Genomic DNA, 15,611 nt, shown 5'->3' with positions numbered 1-15,611 from the left:
AGGGATTCCAACGGAAACGAAAGGCCGCGTATGCACGGATTGTTCAAAGAAAATGAAATCCGATACCAGCCGCAGCCATGACCGCCAGCGTCACCCCCATGCCAAATTTTAGTTTGAATATCAACACCCCGGCCAACATTGTTAGCACAACCGCCGACGGGTTCAGGCTGGTGGGATCAGGCCAGGGAACTGAGGCGAAACCCATTTGTTTCTGCGAGATTTCGCCGAAAAGAACATTAAGGCCAAACCACACGGACAGATTGAGAATCACACCCACAACGGCCGCCGTTATGCCATGCAAAGCGGCAGATAGTCGTGGACGGGCGGCCAAATGCTCCAGATACGGGGCGGTAAGGAATATCCAGAGGAAACACGGCACAAATGTCGCCCAAAGTGCGACTATACCTGCCGCGATCGCCAAAGACGCTCCGCCTTCGATCTGGCCGGTCAGCATGGCGACAAACTGTGTCACCAGAATAAGCGGTCCCGGCGTCGTCTCGGCAAGCCCAAGGGCATCAATCATTTGGTCTGTATTGATCCACTGATACTTGTCCACGACGGTCTGCGTCATATAAGCAAGGACCGCATAGGCCCCGCCAAAGGTGACAACCGCAAGGCGCGCAAAGAACCAGCCCAAATCACTCAGCAGTTTTTGTCCTGTTAGTCCCAGCAGGAACAAAGGGGTCAGCCAGAGGCTCAACCAAATTACGCAGGTCCGAACCGGATGCGTCGCCGGAGGGGTCGGCGGGGGGCTCACCTGAGCACCTGTATCTTTGTACCGCGCGTATCCCCAAACGGCGGCCGCAAGGATGATCAGGGGAAAGGGCAGGTTCAACGCAAAAATCGCCAGAAATCCCAACACGGCAATGACGCGATGTTCGGTGTCCGACAGGGCCTTGCGCGACAGTCTATACAGGGCCTGAAGCACGATCACGATCACCGTTGCCTTGACGCCAAGAAAGCCCGCCTGAACCAAGGGCAGATTACCAAACGCCGCGTAAAGCCCAACCAGAACCGATATGACTAGGGCCCCGGGCAGAACGAAAAGACCACCGGCAATTAAACCGCCTGACACTCCACGAAGGCGCCAACCGGCGAATGTGGCCAATTGCATAGCCTCTGGCCCGGGAAGCAGCATGCACAGGGACAACGCCCTTAGATATGTCTGTTCATCCAACCACGGTCGTTTTTCCACCAACTCTTGATGCATCAATGATATCTGCGCGGCGGGCCCACCGAAAGACAACAGCCCAATCCGCCCGAAAACGCTGATCAAGTCCGCAATTGTCGGCGTCATGATTTCTTGTCCGTTGGCCAGTCGTGGCGTTCTTCAAAACCGTCGCGCGCCCAGCGGTACAGCGCATCATATAGCTGTAGTCCGGCCATAAGATTCTGGTGATCATCGCGGTATTGCCGGGACAGACCGACAGATACCGCCAGCAATCCAGCAGCTTCGGGCGACAGGTCATGGCGGTTCGTATCCGCCGCGCGAATTACAGTTGCCAACCGATCCAATGCCGGGATGTGCAAGGCAAACTCATCCAGCATCGTATCAAATGTGCATTGGTCGTTGCGATGGCTCCAGAACACGTTTTCCACGTCGAAGGGGGTGGCTCCGAATACGTCTGCAACATTTTGAACCTCATCCGGGGCCACGAACAGAAACCGCGCGTTTGGGTCTACAAACCGTCGGATCAACCAGGGGCAGGCAATACGATCAATTTTTGGCCGGTGACGCGTGACCCACAGCGTATTCCTTCCCCCCAGACCGGAGAGCGTTGATGCGGGGATGCGGGGCGCATTTGGCGTGTCCCGCCACGCATGCATTCCGCCTTCCAGATACTCGGCTTCAACGCCTTCGCTGCGCAGCCACGAAACGACGGCCTGGCTGAGTTTCTTCCCCTTTTGACAAATGATCACAGCAGGCCGGCCGCCAACCAGGTCCTTCAACCCGTCAAAATCTTGGGCAGGGTGGCGTAACGACCCCGGGATAAGGAAGGGATCGTCCTGAAAGTCTTCGTCGACACAAATGTCGATGAGCACCGGGGCCTGCGGTGTTCCTATCAGGCGCAAAAGTTGCTTGGATGTTATCGAGTTTGGCGCGGGCATAGCATGTTTCCTGTCTCAAGCGGATACATGCGAAACTTGGGCTTGCGCCTCACGGGGCGTTCGCAATCTTACCCCATGCCCCTTGCTACAGCGCTTGAGACAGGGGGGTCAAGATTTCTTACCGGGCTTAAGCCCAATCCAGACGTTGGCCTGTCATGCAAACGGGCAGGGTGTCTTGCGGAAACTGACCGAGTTGTTCGAACAATGAAATAAAGTCGAACTGGTTATATGCCTCGACGACACGCCCGTTTTTTATGCGCCCGATCATGCTGCCGGTTGCCTGCAGTGGGGCGCCATTGTCTGCCCGGGTTGTCCTGACATGCAGAATGGCGGAAACCCAATCGCCGTCTTCGATAATCTTGGGAATTTCGACCTGGATGTCGCCCAGGATATGCCGAAATGCCACCACCAAATCACGAAATTCATCCGCGCCGACCTGCATTTCAGGGATCAAACCCTCTGCCATGGCTTCCGGGGCAAAATACTGGTCGATTGCATCGGTATTGCCGTTTTCCCAAACCTCCGAATACCACTCTCTGAGTACTTCTGCGTGCGACATCTCAGTTCTCCTGTCTTAATGAACAGAGCATCACCGCAATCAGTGAATAAACTCTGAACATGCGGGCAAAAGGACTTTGATGTGACGCGGGGAAAATGCAGGTTTCTGTTGCCAGGTACCTGCGAACCCCGCCTTACGCGGCTAGGCGCAAGGGCTTAAGTTTCGGTCTTGTTACTGCTTACGCAGCAACTGCAACCGGAGCACGATTGTCGTTTGCAATTGTACTAGTTTCGCCGGTAACGGTGGCAGACGGCCGAGACAAAGCTAACCCCTTTAGACGTTCGTCGATCCTATTTCGGCCCCATGATCCCCAAACGAGAGATTTTGGTGGAGCCGCCGGGTACCGCCCCCGGGTCCGATCCGCTTATTACGAGCGCGTTTATGTCCATAGTCCCGAAGGACACTTTCTATATAAGTGACCCAACGCGAGGATGCAAACGGGGAAACACCTGCGGACTTATCATTTATTGTTAAACAATTAAGTGGCTTTGTTGAAGTTCGCGAGTATTAGCCACAACGCCAAGACCAATTCGATTCCACCAAAGGTCAACGCTTTGACCAATGGCGGATTGTCCAGTGCGACCGATACGAACCGTCCCAGCGCAGCACCGGCATAGACAACGCCCAGCATCACGTAGCCCATCGGATTATTCAGCAGCAGAACCACGGCTCCGGTCACGACAAACAACCCTCCGACCGAGGCGCGCATTTCGCTTAGCCCCATAGTGCTGTCGGTTGGCGCCAGATCCAGTGAGGCTGCGGTAAAAGCAGGGGCCAGGAACCCAAACAAGCCAAAACCAATGGTCAGGATGGCGGCAATTACATTAAGACCTGCGGTCATCATACCCTCATCAAACGGTTTTTCTGCGCTGATCCGCAACATCTTGTGCCAATTTTCGGGTGTAGTTTTCCAGCTTTACAAGCGTTTCATCAACGGTTTCCGAGTCTCGGTCCTGCAAGGCATCCACTATTTGATTGTGGAGCGAGATGATCTCTTCGCGCGATCTGGCCGTAAAGGTGATCATGTTCATCAACGGCTGCATCGCCTCAACCGCACCAGCCAATTGGTAGGACAGAACCGGGTTTCCTGCACCGTCGACCAGCGCACGGTGGAAGGCCACATCTGAGGCACAAAAAGCCTCATCCGTAAGACCGGGCTGCGCCTGCCTGAATATCTCGGCCCGCATCGTTGCCAATTGATCTGCCGTTCTGCGCTGCGCCGATAATGGCGCACAGGCGCGTTCCAGCGCATAGCGTGCCTCACAAGCGGTATCGAAGGCGACGGCGTTCATGGATAGCAAAAGGGTCGATGTTGTGATTTGCTGCGTGTAAGCATCTTCAAAGCTCAACCGATTGACAAAGGCCCCGCCAGTCGCGCCGCGTTGTGTTCGGATAAGTGACTGCGCCGCAAGGCGTTTCAAGGCTTCGCGAACGGTCGGGCGCGAGACTTGGAACTGATCGGCAAGTTCGGCTTCGGACGGCAAACGCTCGTCCACGATCAACTGCCCTGAGATGATCGCGTCACGGATAGCCTGAGCGATCTGCGCGGACAGATCCGCAGGTTTTTGGGGGTCGATTTTCATAATCGGGGACCATTGGCGAATTTTTATTTGTCTGACATTTAAAAGTCTGACATTTGAAAAGCAAGGACTGAGTCGGGAGGGACAAGTGAGTCGCGCAGTTCTACGCAACGGTTTTTGGCTGGGCTATTATGCTTTGATCCTGTGGGCGTGGTGGATGATGTTCACCATGAGCCGCAACATGGATCTTGATTGGATTGGCCGTCCGGGTCCGATGGGTCAGGCGATGGCAGCTATGGACCCACGCATGGATATGTACATGCCCATGGCCGAGTTTGGCCCGCTGTTTTGGATGTGGGCGATTATGATGGCAGCCATGATGTTGCCCACACTGGTTCCAACCTTGCGCAGCTATGATGACCTGATCCGCAGCGCTGACGGGACGCGTGCCGGGTGGCTTGGTGTTCTGAGCGGGTATTTTCTTGTCTGGGTCGGCTTTGCCGCAGCCATTACCAGCATTCAGCTTTTTCTTCTGTATGGTGGCGTGGTCGATATGCTGGGGGTCTCCAAGTCCAACATACTTGCCGCAGGGCTTCTGATCGCCGTCGGTGCGTTTCAGTTCACCCGCGCGAAAGAAGTCTGCCACGGTGTCTGCCACGCCCCGATGACCTATTTCCTTGGACATTGGAAAACCGGGTTCTCAGGCGGACTGCGCATGGGACTGGGCCTTGGCGCGTTTTGCGTGGGTTGCTGCTGGGGCTTTATGGCCCTTGGGTTCGTCGGCGGCGTGATGAGCCTGTTGTGGATGGGTCTGGCGACCCTGTTCATGGTTCTCGAAAAACTTCCTCAGATCGGGCACGCGGTAACGCGGCCTCTGGGGTTTGCTCTTATCGCGGGTGGTCTTGCACTGCTTGTGTATCCCTTTACTTACGGAGGATAAGTATTTGGCTAAAAACAGAAAACCAGAATCTGATCGCTTGCCGATCAGCCAGCGCATCGACAGCCGTATGCCCAATCCGAAACGGCGCGAGATGAGCCCGACAGACTGGGCAATCAAGGGCGAATTGATCCTCAACTGTTCCTGCGATGTGTTCTGCCCGTGCGTCGTTTCATTGGGGGCGCACCCTCCGACGGAAGGGCATTGTCACGCCTGGATGGGCGTAATCATCGACGAAGGTCATTACGAAGGCGAAGATCTTTCGGGCCTGAATGTTGGGCTGTTGGTCGATATTCCGGGTCGGATGGGCGAGGGCCAGTGGAAGGTCGCCGCTTATGTGGACGAGAGGTCCAGCGGCAAAGCCTATAACGGTTTGCTGCAAATCTTCAGCGGTCAGGCGGGCGGCACGACCGGCCTGTTCACCATGTTGGTAAGCGAGATCATCGGAGCTGAACGCGCGCCGGTCCAGATCGAGCGAGACGGGAACAAACGCCGCATCATGATAGGCCGGAAAATTCAGGGCGAAATTGAAATGATGGCTGGCAAGGATGCTGATCATCCGGTCATGGTTTCCAACTCCAAATACTGGATGGGGCCGGACATCATTGTTGCGCGTGGAACAAAGTCCAAGGTTCGCGACTATGGCCGCGTCTGGGATTTTGGCGGAAAGTCCGCGGAAATCTGCCCCATCGACTGGCACGGCCCCAAGTAGCGAGGACATGCAATGGCACAGATTTCGCTGTCCCGCCGTTTGCGCCGCACCCCGTTCTCCGAAGGCGTGGAGGCCGCTGGTGTCAAAGCGTATACGGTTTACAACCGCATGCTTTTGCCAACGGTTTTCGAATCCGTCGAGGCGGATTATCGACATCTGAAGACCAATGTGCAGGTGTGGGATGTCTCATGCGAGCGGCAGGTGGAATTGCGCGGACCAGAGGCGACCCGCCTGATGCAGATGCTAACACCGCGCGATCTGCGGGGAATGCTTCCGGGGCAGTGTTTCTATGTCCCTATCGTGGATGAGACCGGCGGGATGCTGAATGACCCGGTTGCCGTGAAATTGTCCGAAGACCGCTGGTGGATCTCGATTGCAGACAGCGACCTGCTGTTGTGGGTCAAGGGTATTGCGAACGGATATCGTCTGGACGTGCTTGTTGATGAGCCAGATGTGTCACCGCTTGCGGTACAGGGACCAAAGGCAGACGAGTTGATGTCTCGGGTCTTCGGTGATCGCGTTCGTGATATCCGTTTCTTCAAATTCGACATGTTCGACTTTCAGGGGCGCGATCTGGCCGTGGCGCGGTCAGGGTATTCCAAACAGGGCGGGTTCGAGATTTACGTTGAAGGCTCTGACATCGGTATGCCGCTTTGGAACGCGTTGTTCGAGGCCGGAAAAGACCTGAGCGTGCGCGCAGGATGTCCGAACCTGATTGAGCGGATCGAAGGTGGCTTGCTGTCATACGGAAATGACATGACCGACGACAACACGCCGCACGAATGCGGCTTGGGCAAATTCTGCAACACGCACACGGCCATTGGCTGCATTGGTCGGGATGCCTTGTTGCGCGTGGCCAAGGAAGGTCCGGTTCAGCAAATTCGCCCGATCGCCATCGACGGTGAGGCGGTTCCGCCCTGCGACCGTCCCTGGCCGGTATATGTTGATGGCAAACGCGTGGGGCAGGTGACTTCGGCAGCGTGGTCTCCGGATTTTGGCACCAATGTTGCCATCGGGATGCTGCGATTGAGCCATTGGGATGTTGGAACGCAGGTCGAGGTAAAGACACCCGACGGAACGCGACGCGCAACCGTGCAGGCGCATTTTTGGATTTAGGCGTGGCTGGGGGCGCTGCCCCCGTCGCTGCGCGACTCCCCCGAGATATTTTTTGCCAGGTGAAGAACGGGGCCTGGCACCAGGAGATGAAAGGAAGGTTTTGATGTTCAATGCGCTGGTGATGGATAAGGATGAGGAAAGCGGGCTGGCGAGTGCCTCGGTCAAGCAGCTTTCGCAAGAAGACCTGCCGCATGGTGAGGTGACGGTCGCGGTTGAGTATTCGACCGTGAACTACAAGGACGGTTTGTGCATGTCGCCCAAAGGCGGCGGACTGGTCAGAAACTACCCCCACGTGCCCGGTGTCGATTATAGCGGTACGGTCGAATCTTCGACAGACGACCGCTATAAACCCGGTGACAAGGTGGTTTCAACCGGCTGGCGGGTCGGCGAAGCCCATTGGGGCGGCTATGCGCAAAAGGCCAGCGCTTTGGCGGACTGGCTAGTGCCCTTGCCCGAAGGGTTGAACACTCGACAGGCGATGGCGGTCGGTACTGCCGGATTTACCGCCATGCTGTCCGTGATGGCGCTGGAAGACCACGGTCTGACACCCAACCAAGGGCCTGTTTTGGTAACCGGTGCTGCTGGTGGTGTTGGATCTGTTGCCACCGCAATTCTGGCCAATCTCGGTTATGAGGTCGCAGCCGTCACCGGGCGCCCCGAAGCGGGCGAGTATCTGAAGTCGCTGGGCGCGACCACCATCGTTCCTCGGGAAGACCTGAACGAGACTGTTAAGCGCCCCCTGGAAAGCGAAACATGGGCGGGATGTATCGACGCGGTCGGCGGCGAGATGCTGGCGCGCGTTCTGGGCCAGATGAAATACGGCGCCTCCGTCGCGGCTGTTGGTTTGGCTGGGGGGGCAGGATTGCCAGCCTCGGTCATTCCGTTCCTGTTGCGGGGGGTAAACCTTTTGGGCATCGACAGTGTGATGCAGCCCTATGATAACCGCGTGCGTGCGTGGCAAAGAGTGGCCACTGATCTGCCGATGGACAAGCTTGATGCGATGATTCAGCTTGCCACGCTGAATGACCTGCCACAATTGGGGGCGGATATCCTCAAAGGGCAGGTCAAGGGGCGCGTGGTAGTCGACGTAAACGCCTGATCCGGAACTCTTCCTTTGGACCGGACAGTCTGTCGACTGGTCGGTCTTTTTGCCCTTTGAAGAACTCGAAAATGCCGGAAACAACTCTGGTCATTGACGCATTTCCCCATCATCATTGCTATACATCCCAACCGTGATGTCTTATGAGCCTAGCAAATAGCACCTGAAGACGGGGAGTGAGCAGCATGTCTGACGATTTCGAACTGGACACTGACGATCTGAAGCGCCGCATGGAAGGCGCCATGTCCAACCTCAGAACCGAGTTCGCGTCGCTGCGAACCGGTCGCGCGTCAGCTTCGATGCTGGAGCCGGTCATGGTTGACGCCTATGGCTCGATGACCCCAATCAATCAGGTTGGCACGGTCAATGTTCCCGAACCCCGCATGGTCACGGTGAACGTGTGGGACAAAGGTCTGGTTGGCAAAGTCGAAAAGGCCATTCGGGAAAGCGGGTTGGGGATCAACCCTCAATTAAACGGCACGATCATTATGCTGCCGATTCCCGAACTGAACGAGGAACGCCGTCGCGAACTTGGCAAGGTCGCGGGACAATATGCAGAACATGCCCGGGTCTCGATCCGTAATGTGCGCCGTGACGGTATGGACCAGATCAAGAAAGCCAAAGCTGACGGGATGTCTGAAGACGACCAGAAATTCTGGGAAAGTGAAGTTCAGGACCTGACCGACGAGATGATCAAGTCCGTCGACACCGCGCTTGAGACGAAACAGTCCGAAATCATGCAGGTTTGACACCACTATGCCCGACACCGCTCATACAGCGCCAGTGGATGGTCCCCGCCACGTCGCCATAATCATGGATGGCAATGGCCGTTGGGCCCAGGCACGGGGCAGGCCGCGTCTGTTCGGGCATCAGGCCGGCGCGCGCCGCGTGCGTGATGTAGTCGAGGCGTGTCCGGGACTGGGAATCAAATATCTGACAGTCTTTGCGTTTTCGACGGAAAACTGGAAACGCACACAGGCCGAAGTTGCCGGTCTCATGAGCCTGTTTAGGCGCTATATCATCAAGGAAACCCGCAATCTTACCAACAACGGGGTGCGTGTTCGGTTTATCGGGGATCGTGTTCGTCTGGATCGAAAGCTCATCGACCTGATGGACACTCTGGAAGACGCCACCAAGAACAATGATCTGGTGCACCTGACCATTGCCATCAACTATGGCGGCCGGGATGAGGTCGCGCGGGCTACGAAACGTCTGGCAAAGGATGTCGCCGAAGGGCGTCTGAAACCGGAAGACGTGGATGAAGAAACCCTGCCCAAGTATCTGGATACACATGTTCTTCCAGACCCTGACCTTGTTATCCGCACAAGCGGTGAAGCGCGGATTTCCAATTTCCTTTTGTGGCAGTCCGCTTATTCGGAATATGAGTTCATCGACACGCTGTGGCCTGACTTCACTGCCGAAGAACTCGAAAAGCTGTGCCGCAATTTCGGGACGCGAGAGCGCCGGTTCGGAGCAATTTCAGCATGAGCGAAGGCCGATGGTCTGACCTGACGGCGCGCGTCCTGTCGGCAGCAGTTCTTGTCGCTATTGGCTCGGTCGAAGTTTGGCTGGGTGGGCTCTGGTTCGAAAGCTTTATCGCGATAGCCTGTGGTCTGATGACGTGGGAACTGGTCCGGATGATCGACCCGGATCGAACCGCGGTCGCTGTACAATTGTCCATTCTGACGGGTATTGCCGTTGTCCTAAGCTACCACGTGCCGCCGCTTTACAAGCTGCCGTTCCTGCTGGCACCGGCCCTTGTTGGGGCAGGGCAGATCAGCCGCGCCAAGGGGACCTATGCGCTGTTTGCGATTTGGATCGCCGCTGCAGGCCTTGGGTTCATCTCTATCCGCGAAAACATGGGCTTTGGCTGGATGGTCTGGCTGATTGCCGTCGTGGTGGCGACAGATGTCGCGGGTTATTTCGTTGGCAAAGCCTTTGGCGGCCCCAAATTCTGGCCGAAGGTCAGCCCCAAGAAAACCTGGTCGGGCACGGCTGGGGGCTGGGTTGCCGCTGCGTTGGTCGGGACGATATTCGCCGCCTATGCGGGGTTTGGTGTCTTGTTTGTGCTGGTGTCAGTACTGGCTTCGATGGCGAGTCAGGCCGGTGACATCATTGAAAGCGCCACCAAGCGGAAATTTGGGGTTAAGGACAGTTCCAACCTGATCCCAGGCCATGGCGGATTTCTGGACCGCTTCGATGGAATGATGGGCGCGGCCTTGTTCGTGTTGATTGCAGGTCTGATTTACACTCCGGGTGCAATGTAATGCGCAAGGTCTCAATTTTTGGCGCAACCGGTTCCATTGGTCAAAACACAATAGACCTGATTGGCAGGAACCCGTCGGATTACGATGTCGTCGCACTCACTGGGGGTGCCAACATTGATCAGCTGGCCAAGGACGCTATCCGTTTGAACGCGGACATTGCGGTAACAGCCCACGAAGACAGGCTGAGCGACCTTCGCGACGCTTTGGCAGGCAGCGGGATCGAAGCGGCCGCCGGTCCGCAGGCCTTGATTGAGGCCGCCGCGCGTCCGACAGACTGGGTTATGTCCGCCATCGTCGGAGCGGCTGGCCTTCCCCCAGGTCTTGAGGCGCTGAAGCAGGGCGCAACCCTTGCGTTGGCCAACAAGGAAACTCTGGTCTGTGCGGGCGCACTCGTACTTGAGACAGCGCGCAAGCATGACGCAAGGCTTCTACCGGTCGACAGCGAACACTCTGCGGTTTTCCAGGCACTGGTCGGCGAGGATATGCAGGCGGTCGAACGTATTATTATCACGGCGAGCGGTGGAGCGTTCCGCGACTGGCCCCTCAGTGATCTGGCGCGTGCGACAGTCGAACAAGCCTCGAGCCATCCGAACTGGAACATGGGCCAGAGGATCACTATCGACAGCGCGTCGATGTTCAACAAAGCTTTGGAACTGATTGAGACAAAAGAATTCTTTGGCGTCGTGCCAAGTCAGATCGAAGTGCTGGTCCATCCCGAATCCATCGTTCACGCCTTGGTCGGATTTTCGGATGGCGCAGTCATGGCCCATATGGGTGCCCCGGACATGCGCCATGCCATCGGATACGCCCTGAACTGGCCGGACCGACGCGACCTGCCGGTTGAACGATTGAACCTGGCGAAATTGGGTCAACTTCGGTTCCACGACCCGGATGAAGCGCGATACCCGGCCCTGAGGCTTGCGCGCCATGTGATGGAACGCGGTGGTCTGTCAGGGGCAATCTTCAACGCAGCCAAAGAGCGAGCGCTGGATCACTTTATCGACCGCAAGATTGGCTTTCTGGAAATGGCGGACATCGTCGAAACAATTCTGGACAGGGCAGAGACCGAAAGCAGCCTTATTGATGCCCCTTTGACACTTGATAACGTGCTGCAAACGGACCATCTGGCACGTAAGTGGGTAGATGAAACCGTAGCCCAACGCGCAGGATAGAAATTTGGACGTACTTTCGCTGATCCCTCAATTCGGTAACCTGATTTACACCATTATTGCCTTTGTCATTGCATTGTCGGTGATCGTGGCGGTGCATGAATACGGCCACTATATCGTGGGCCGGTGGTCGGGAATCCATGCCGAAATATTCTCGATCGGGTTCGGCCCTGTCCTCTGGAGCCGTGTCGACAAGCGGGGAACACGTTGGCAGATCGCGGCTTTACCCTTTGGCGGATATGTCAAATTCCTGGGCGACGCTAATGCTGCCTCGGGCAAGGACGAAGCCGCCATGTCCGAAATTTCCGAGCAAAGCCCGGAAGAGCTGCGCAGAACGATGCATGGCGCGCCGCTTTGGGCGCGTACCGCGACGGTTGCCGCGGGGCCGGTCTTCAATTTCGTCATGTCCATACTGGTTTTCGGGATGATTTTCCTGTCACAGGGCGTGACGAAAGAGCCTTTGACGGTTGGCACACTCTCACCTTTGCCGGGAACGGTTCAGGAGCTTCGGGACGGGGATGAGATCATCGCCATTGCCGGCGTTCCGCTGCCCGAATTTGGAGAAGAGGCGTCGTGGTCCGAGTTTTTGGAGGCGCTGCCCGTTGAACCTGTACTGGACTATACGGTTGTCCGAGACGGTCAGACATTGGATGTATCCGCGCCTTGGCTGATGCCTCCGCTGATCCAGCAGGTCGCACCACGCAGCGCTGCAATGGATATCAACCTGAAGCAAGGCGATGTCATCACGGCGGTGGACGGCGACCCGATCTTTGCGTTCGAGCAGTTGAAGGATCACGTGGAAGCCTCTGACGGCAAAGTTCTCTTGCTGGATGTCTGGCGGGACGGGGCAGAGCTGGAGTTTGCGCTTGCGCCGCGTCGAACCGATGAACCGCAACCAGATGGCGGTTTCGTGACCCATTGGCGGATCGGGATTGTCGGCGGCATGATGCTGGAACCAGCAACGGAACCGGCCGGTATCGTTGAGTCTCTGTCCGGTGGCGTTCGGCAGACAATGCGGATCGTGGAGGGATCTCTTTCCGGAATTTGGCACATGGTTACGGGTGCGATCAGCACGTGCAACATGTCAGGGCCTATTGGTATTGCCGAAACCTCGGGCGCGATGGCAAGCCAGGGCGCGCAGAATTTCATCTTTTTCATCGCGGTGCTGTCGACGGCGGTTGGTCTTTTGAACCTGTTTCCGATCCCGGCTCTGGATGGCGGTCATCTGGTGTTCTACGCCTATGAAGCGGTTGCAGGAAAACCACCCAGCGATGGTGTGCTGCGCGTTCTGATGGGAGTCGGGGTGTCCTTGATCTTGGGCCTGATGCTTTTCTCGGTATCCAACGATTTGTTCTGCTGATTGTGGCGCGGTCGGCGCGGAAAGGCCGCAATTCCGCCTCAATTAAAGAGTAATCTCTATGGCAAACGGATGATTGTTTCAGAGGATGCCATGACACAGGCCCTGCAAAAGTCGTACAAGAGCTTTAGCTTTCTTTTCCTGTTGAACTGGGACTCGATCCTGTTCTTCGGCGCGACCGCTTTAGCGATGTTTGGATGCGCTTATTTGATCACGATGTGATTCTTGCACTCCACTGAAAAACAACAGTTGGCGACCTTCTGGGTCGCTTTACTTTTTGGGCTTTTGACAAGATTTCTGAATACCGCTACTCAAACTTAAAGTCCTGAAAATTTGGGTAGAGAAAAATATGACTGATAGGCGAGGCGCAGGCACATCCTGCGGGGGGCAGAAGCTGACAAACAATATTTTGTGGCGAACGCTATCCATTTTTTCCCTTATTGTTTTAGTGAGTTTAGTGTCGGCACCACAGGTCGCACAGGCGCAGAGTTACACCATCAATTCCTTCGACGTTGACGGGAACCGTAGGATCGAAACATCCACGATTATTGCCCGTACTGGCATCCAGCCCGGACAGACTGTGACTGCCGGAGAATTGAACGACGCCTTCCAGCGTTTGCTTGACAGTGGTGTTTTTGAGACAGTTGAACTGACCCCGCGCGGAAACACGCTGCTGATCGAGGTGCAGGAATATCCGACGATCAACCAGATCAGCATCGAAGGAAACCGCCGCGTAAAGGATGACGTTCTGATCGAGGCGATCTCGTCGCAGCCGCGTCGCGTATTCACGCCACAGGTCGCCGAAGCCGACGCAGATCTGATCGCCGAGATATATTCGGCGCAGGGCAGGGTGTCGGCCACCGTTATTCCGCGCATCATTCGCCGCAGCGACAACCGCGTTGATCTTGTCTTTGAAATTGCAGAAGGCACGACAATCGAGGTTGAACGTGTCAGCTTTGTTGGCAACCGCGCGTATTCCGATCGCCGCCTGCGCCGGGTTCTTGAGACCAAACAGGCCAATTTCCTGCGGACTTTCCTGCGGGGGGACACATTTATTGCGGACCGGATCGAATTCGACAAACAGGTCATCCGCGATTTCTATCTGTCGCGCGGGTATATCGACTTCCGCGTCAACAGCGCGAATGTGGAATTCACCCGCGAGCGTGATGCGTTCTTCCTTGTGATGAATATCACCGAAGGGCAGAAATTCTCGTTCGGAAAGATTTCGACCGTCAGCGAAATTCCCGGTGTCGATGCGGCTCCGTATCAGCAGGCGTTGAAAATCAAGCCCGGCGTGACTTATTCGCCGTCATTGGTTGAGAACTCGATCGCTCGTCAGGAGCGCCTGGGTATCAAGCAGGGTGTTGATTTCCTGCGCGTTGAACCGCGTGTCACACGTAACCCGCGCGACCTGACGCTGGATGTTCAGTTCGTCCTGACCAAAGGACCGCGTATCTTTGTTGAACGCATCGACATTGAAGGCAACACCACGACACTGGACCGTGTCATTCGCCGTCAGTTCGATACCGTTGAAGGTGACCCGTTCAACCCGCGCGAAATCCGGCAGGCGGCTGAACGTATCCGCGCACTCGGCTTCTTTGCGGTAGCAGACGTTGAGCCACGTGAAGGTTCAACGGCCAGCCAGGTCATCGTTGACGTGGATGTGGAAGAACAACCAACCGGCTCGCTGAGCCTTGGTGGTAGCTACTCGGTTTCCGACGGTTTCGGGATTGCGATCGGTCTGAATGAATCGAACTTCCTAGGCCGGGGTCAGAACCTGGGTGTCACACTGTCGACCGCGCAGGATGCCGAGCAATATACGCTGAACTTCACCGAACCCTACCTTTTGGGACGCCGGTTGCGTTTTGATCTTGGTCTGGGCCTTGCATCCACGAATTCGAGCTTTGCCAGCTATGACACCGAGCGGGTTTTCTTCAACCCACAGCTCAGCTACTCAATCGGCGAGCTGTCTGCCTTGCGCGTGCGCTATGGCTGGGACCGCAGCGAGATGACGCAGCAGGATGACGAAGTAAACGGCGCTGTGATTTCGTCGGAAATTGATCAGGGCAAGCGTACAACCAGCTCTTTGGGCGTATCCTATGTGTATGACAGCCGGATTGGTGGTCTGAACCCGAATGCTGGTGTACTGTTTGAAGTTGGTCTGGATGCCGCCGGTCTGGGCGGTGACAACGAGTACTACAAATCGACCGCCAGAGCGATCGCTCAAACCCGTGTCCTCAGCGAAGAAGTCGTCTTGCGCGCCACGTTTGAAGCGGGTGCACTGCACTGGAGAGGCGACGACTTCAGCCGGACCATTGACCGGTTTGTTCTTGGTCCGAACACGTTCCGCGGTTTCGAACCTGCGGGTCTTGGCCCGCGCGATCTGTCCAACGGACAGGACGATGCGATTGGAGGCAACTATTACTGGGTCGCCCGGTTTGAATCGGACTTCCCGCTGGGCCTGCCCGAAGAACTGGGACTGCGTGGTGGCGTGTTCTATGACGTGGGTAACCTCTACAACATCGACGATGTGAACACGGCCGGTGCTGATATCGTTGGTGCGAACGGATCAATCCGCCACGTTATCGGTGTGTCGGTGCTTTGGGAAACGCCGTTTGGACCGTTGCGGTTCAACTTCTCGAAAGCGCTGAAGAAAGAGGACTTTGACCAGGAGCAGAATTTCGACCTGACCATTCAGGCGCAATTCTGACCAGAGGATGAAGAACTTGTTATCTCCAAAACTACAGGGCCCTTTTCGGGCCCTGT

16 protein-coding genes and 1 other RNA gene are annotated in these 15,611 nt (G+C 56.3%); 11 read left to right on the top strand and 6 right to left on the bottom strand.

From position 1 onward, the window contains the following. Positions 1-43: 43 nt before the first annotated feature. The 6 genes from chrA to ACR0MS_RS16645 form a co-directional block, all read right to left on the bottom strand. Complete coding sequence (chrA, locus tag ACR0MS_RS16670; protein ID WP_480575716.1) at positions 44-1,297, bottom strand: chromate efflux transporter; 1,254 nt, start codon at positions 1,295-1,297, stop codon at positions 44-46. Further along, complete coding sequence (locus tag ACR0MS_RS16665) at positions 1,294-2,109, bottom strand: chromate resistance protein ChrB domain-containing protein (protein WP_480575714.1); 816 nt, start codon at positions 2,107-2,109, stop codon at positions 1,294-1,296. The genes chrA and ACR0MS_RS16665 overlap by 4 nt, the downstream gene beginning before the upstream one ends. Before the next feature lie 127 nt (positions 2,110-2,236). Next, a complete protein-coding gene (locus ACR0MS_RS16660) occupies positions 2,237-2,668 on the bottom strand; it encodes an ester cyclase (protein ID WP_480575711.1) in 432 nt (143 codons plus the stop codon). A 94-nt stretch (positions 2,669-2,762) separates the two neighbouring features. Further along, positions 2,763-3,109, bottom strand: a transfer-messenger RNA (tmRNA) gene (ssrA, locus tag ACR0MS_RS16655). A gap of 37 nt (positions 3,110-3,146) precedes the next feature. After that, a complete protein-coding gene (locus tag ACR0MS_RS16650; protein ID WP_480575708.1) occupies positions 3,147-3,509 on the bottom strand; it encodes a DUF4345 family protein in 363 nt (120 codons plus the stop codon). 10 nt (positions 3,510-3,519) lie between these two features. After that, positions 3,520-4,251, bottom strand: coding sequence for a FadR/GntR family transcriptional regulator (locus ACR0MS_RS16645; RefSeq protein WP_480575705.1), 732 nt, complete (start codon positions 4,249-4,251; stop codon positions 3,520-3,522). 85 nt (positions 4,252-4,336) lie between these two features. On the opposite strand from ACR0MS_RS16645, the gene ACR0MS_RS16640 reads away from it, so the two are divergent. The 11 genes from ACR0MS_RS16640 to bamA all read left to right on the top strand — a co-directional run bounded on the left by ACR0MS_RS16640 (position 4,337) and on the right by bamA (position 15,555). Further along, on the top strand, positions 4,337-5,128 hold the full coding sequence (locus ACR0MS_RS16640; RefSeq protein ID WP_480575701.1) for a DUF2182 domain-containing protein: 792 nt from the start codon (positions 4,337-4,339) through the stop codon (positions 5,126-5,128). Between the two features lie 4 nt (positions 5,129-5,132). Then, positions 5,133-5,837, top strand: a complete 705-nt coding sequence (locus ACR0MS_RS16635) for a DUF1326 domain-containing protein (RefSeq protein WP_170485476.1) — start codon at positions 5,133-5,135, stop codon at positions 5,835-5,837. A 12-nt stretch (positions 5,838-5,849) separates the two neighbouring features. Further along, positions 5,850-6,953 (top strand): dimethylsulfoniopropionate demethylase, encoded by a 1,104-nt coding sequence (locus ACR0MS_RS16630; protein ID WP_480575698.1) that lies wholly within the window; start codon positions 5,850-5,852, stop codon positions 6,951-6,953. 103 nt (positions 6,954-7,056) lie between these two features. Continuing rightward, positions 7,057-8,052 (top strand): acryloyl-CoA reductase, encoded by a 996-nt coding sequence (gene acuI / locus ACR0MS_RS16625; protein ID WP_480575695.1) that lies wholly within the window; start codon positions 7,057-7,059, stop codon positions 8,050-8,052. 185 nt (positions 8,053-8,237) lie between these two features. Continuing rightward, positions 8,238-8,801, top strand: coding sequence for a ribosome recycling factor (frr, locus tag ACR0MS_RS16620; RefSeq protein WP_480575692.1), 564 nt, complete (start codon positions 8,238-8,240; stop codon positions 8,799-8,801). Positions 8,802-8,808: 7 nt separating this feature from the next. Continuing rightward, positions 8,809-9,540: an isoprenyl transferase gene (locus tag ACR0MS_RS16615; RefSeq protein ID WP_480575689.1), complete on the top strand. Its 732-nt coding sequence runs from the start codon at positions 8,809-8,811 to the stop codon at positions 9,538-9,540. After that, positions 9,537-10,319: a phosphatidate cytidylyltransferase gene (locus ACR0MS_RS16610; RefSeq protein WP_480575686.1), complete on the top strand. Its 783-nt coding sequence runs from the start codon at positions 9,537-9,539 to the stop codon at positions 10,317-10,319. The genes ACR0MS_RS16615 and ACR0MS_RS16610 overlap by 4 nt, the downstream gene beginning before the upstream one ends. Continuing rightward, a complete protein-coding gene (gene dxr / locus ACR0MS_RS16605) occupies positions 10,319-11,491 on the top strand; it encodes a 1-deoxy-D-xylulose-5-phosphate reductoisomerase (protein ID WP_480575683.1) in 1,173 nt (390 codons plus the stop codon). The genes ACR0MS_RS16610 and dxr overlap by 1 nt, the downstream gene beginning before the upstream one ends. A gap of 4 nt (positions 11,492-11,495) precedes the next feature. Beyond that, the gene (gene rseP, locus ACR0MS_RS16600; protein ID WP_480575680.1) at positions 11,496-12,848 is read left to right on the top strand and encodes an RIP metalloprotease RseP; all 1,353 of its coding nucleotides are present in this window, start codon (positions 11,496-11,498) and stop codon (positions 12,846-12,848) included. 90 nt (positions 12,849-12,938) lie between these two features. After that, complete coding sequence (locus ACR0MS_RS16595) at positions 12,939-13,067, top strand: hypothetical protein (RefSeq protein ID WP_480575677.1); 129 nt, start codon at positions 12,939-12,941, stop codon at positions 13,065-13,067. A 127-nt stretch (positions 13,068-13,194) separates the two neighbouring features. Further along, positions 13,195-15,555 carry an outer membrane protein assembly factor BamA gene (gene bamA, locus ACR0MS_RS16590; RefSeq protein ID WP_480575674.1) on the top strand — a complete coding sequence of 787 codons (2,361 nt, stop codon included), beginning with the start codon at positions 13,195-13,197 and terminating at the stop codon, positions 15,553-15,555. Positions 15,556-15,611 lie beyond the last annotated feature (56 nt).

The sequence above is a fragment of the Ruegeria sp. CJ2 genome, assembly GCF_056536745.1.
This window is presented reverse-complemented; position numbering and strand designations above follow the sequence as displayed.

Excerpts from the sequence above, each read along its gene's own strand:
- ACR0MS_RS16650 (WP_480575708.1), bottom strand. The coding sequence starts at position 3,509 with ATGACCGCAGGTCTTAATGTAATTGCCGCCATCCTGACCATTGGTTTT.
- ACR0MS_RS16630 (WP_480575698.1), top strand. The coding sequence starts at position 5,850 with ATGGCACAGATTTCGCTGTCCCGCCGTTTGCGCCGCACCCCGTTCTCC.
- ACR0MS_RS16615 (WP_480575689.1), top strand. The coding sequence starts at position 8,809 with ATGCCCGACACCGCTCATACAGCGCCAGTGGATGGTCCCCGCCACGTC.
- ACR0MS_RS16645 (WP_480575705.1), bottom strand. The coding sequence starts at position 4,251 with ATGAAAATCGACCCCCAAAAACCTGCGGATCTGTCCGCGCAGATCGCT.
- frr (WP_480575692.1), top strand. The coding sequence starts at position 8,238 with ATGTCTGACGATTTCGAACTGGACACTGACGATCTGAAGCGCCGCATG.
- bamA (WP_480575674.1), top strand. The coding sequence starts at position 13,195 with ATGACTGATAGGCGAGGCGCAGGCACATCCTGCGGGGGGCAGAAGCTG.
- ACR0MS_RS16665 (WP_480575714.1), bottom strand. The coding sequence starts at position 2,109 with ATGCCCGCGCCAAACTCGATAACATCCAAGCAACTTTTGCGCCTGATA.
- ACR0MS_RS16610 (WP_480575686.1), top strand. The coding sequence starts at position 9,537 with ATGAGCGAAGGCCGATGGTCTGACCTGACGGCGCGCGTCCTGTCGGCA.
- acuI (WP_480575695.1), top strand. The coding sequence starts at position 7,057 with ATGTTCAATGCGCTGGTGATGGATAAGGATGAGGAAAGCGGGCTGGCG.
- ACR0MS_RS16660 (WP_480575711.1), bottom strand. The coding sequence starts at position 2,668 with ATGTCGCACGCAGAAGTACTCAGAGAGTGGTATTCGGAGGTTTGGGAA.
- dxr (WP_480575683.1), top strand. The coding sequence starts at position 10,319 with ATGCGCAAGGTCTCAATTTTTGGCGCAACCGGTTCCATTGGTCAAAAC.
- chrA (WP_480575716.1), bottom strand. The coding sequence starts at position 1,297 with ATGACGCCGACAATTGCGGACTTGATCAGCGTTTTCGGGCGGATTGGG.
- ACR0MS_RS16595 (WP_480575677.1), top strand. The coding sequence starts at position 12,939 with ATGACACAGGCCCTGCAAAAGTCGTACAAGAGCTTTAGCTTTCTTTTC.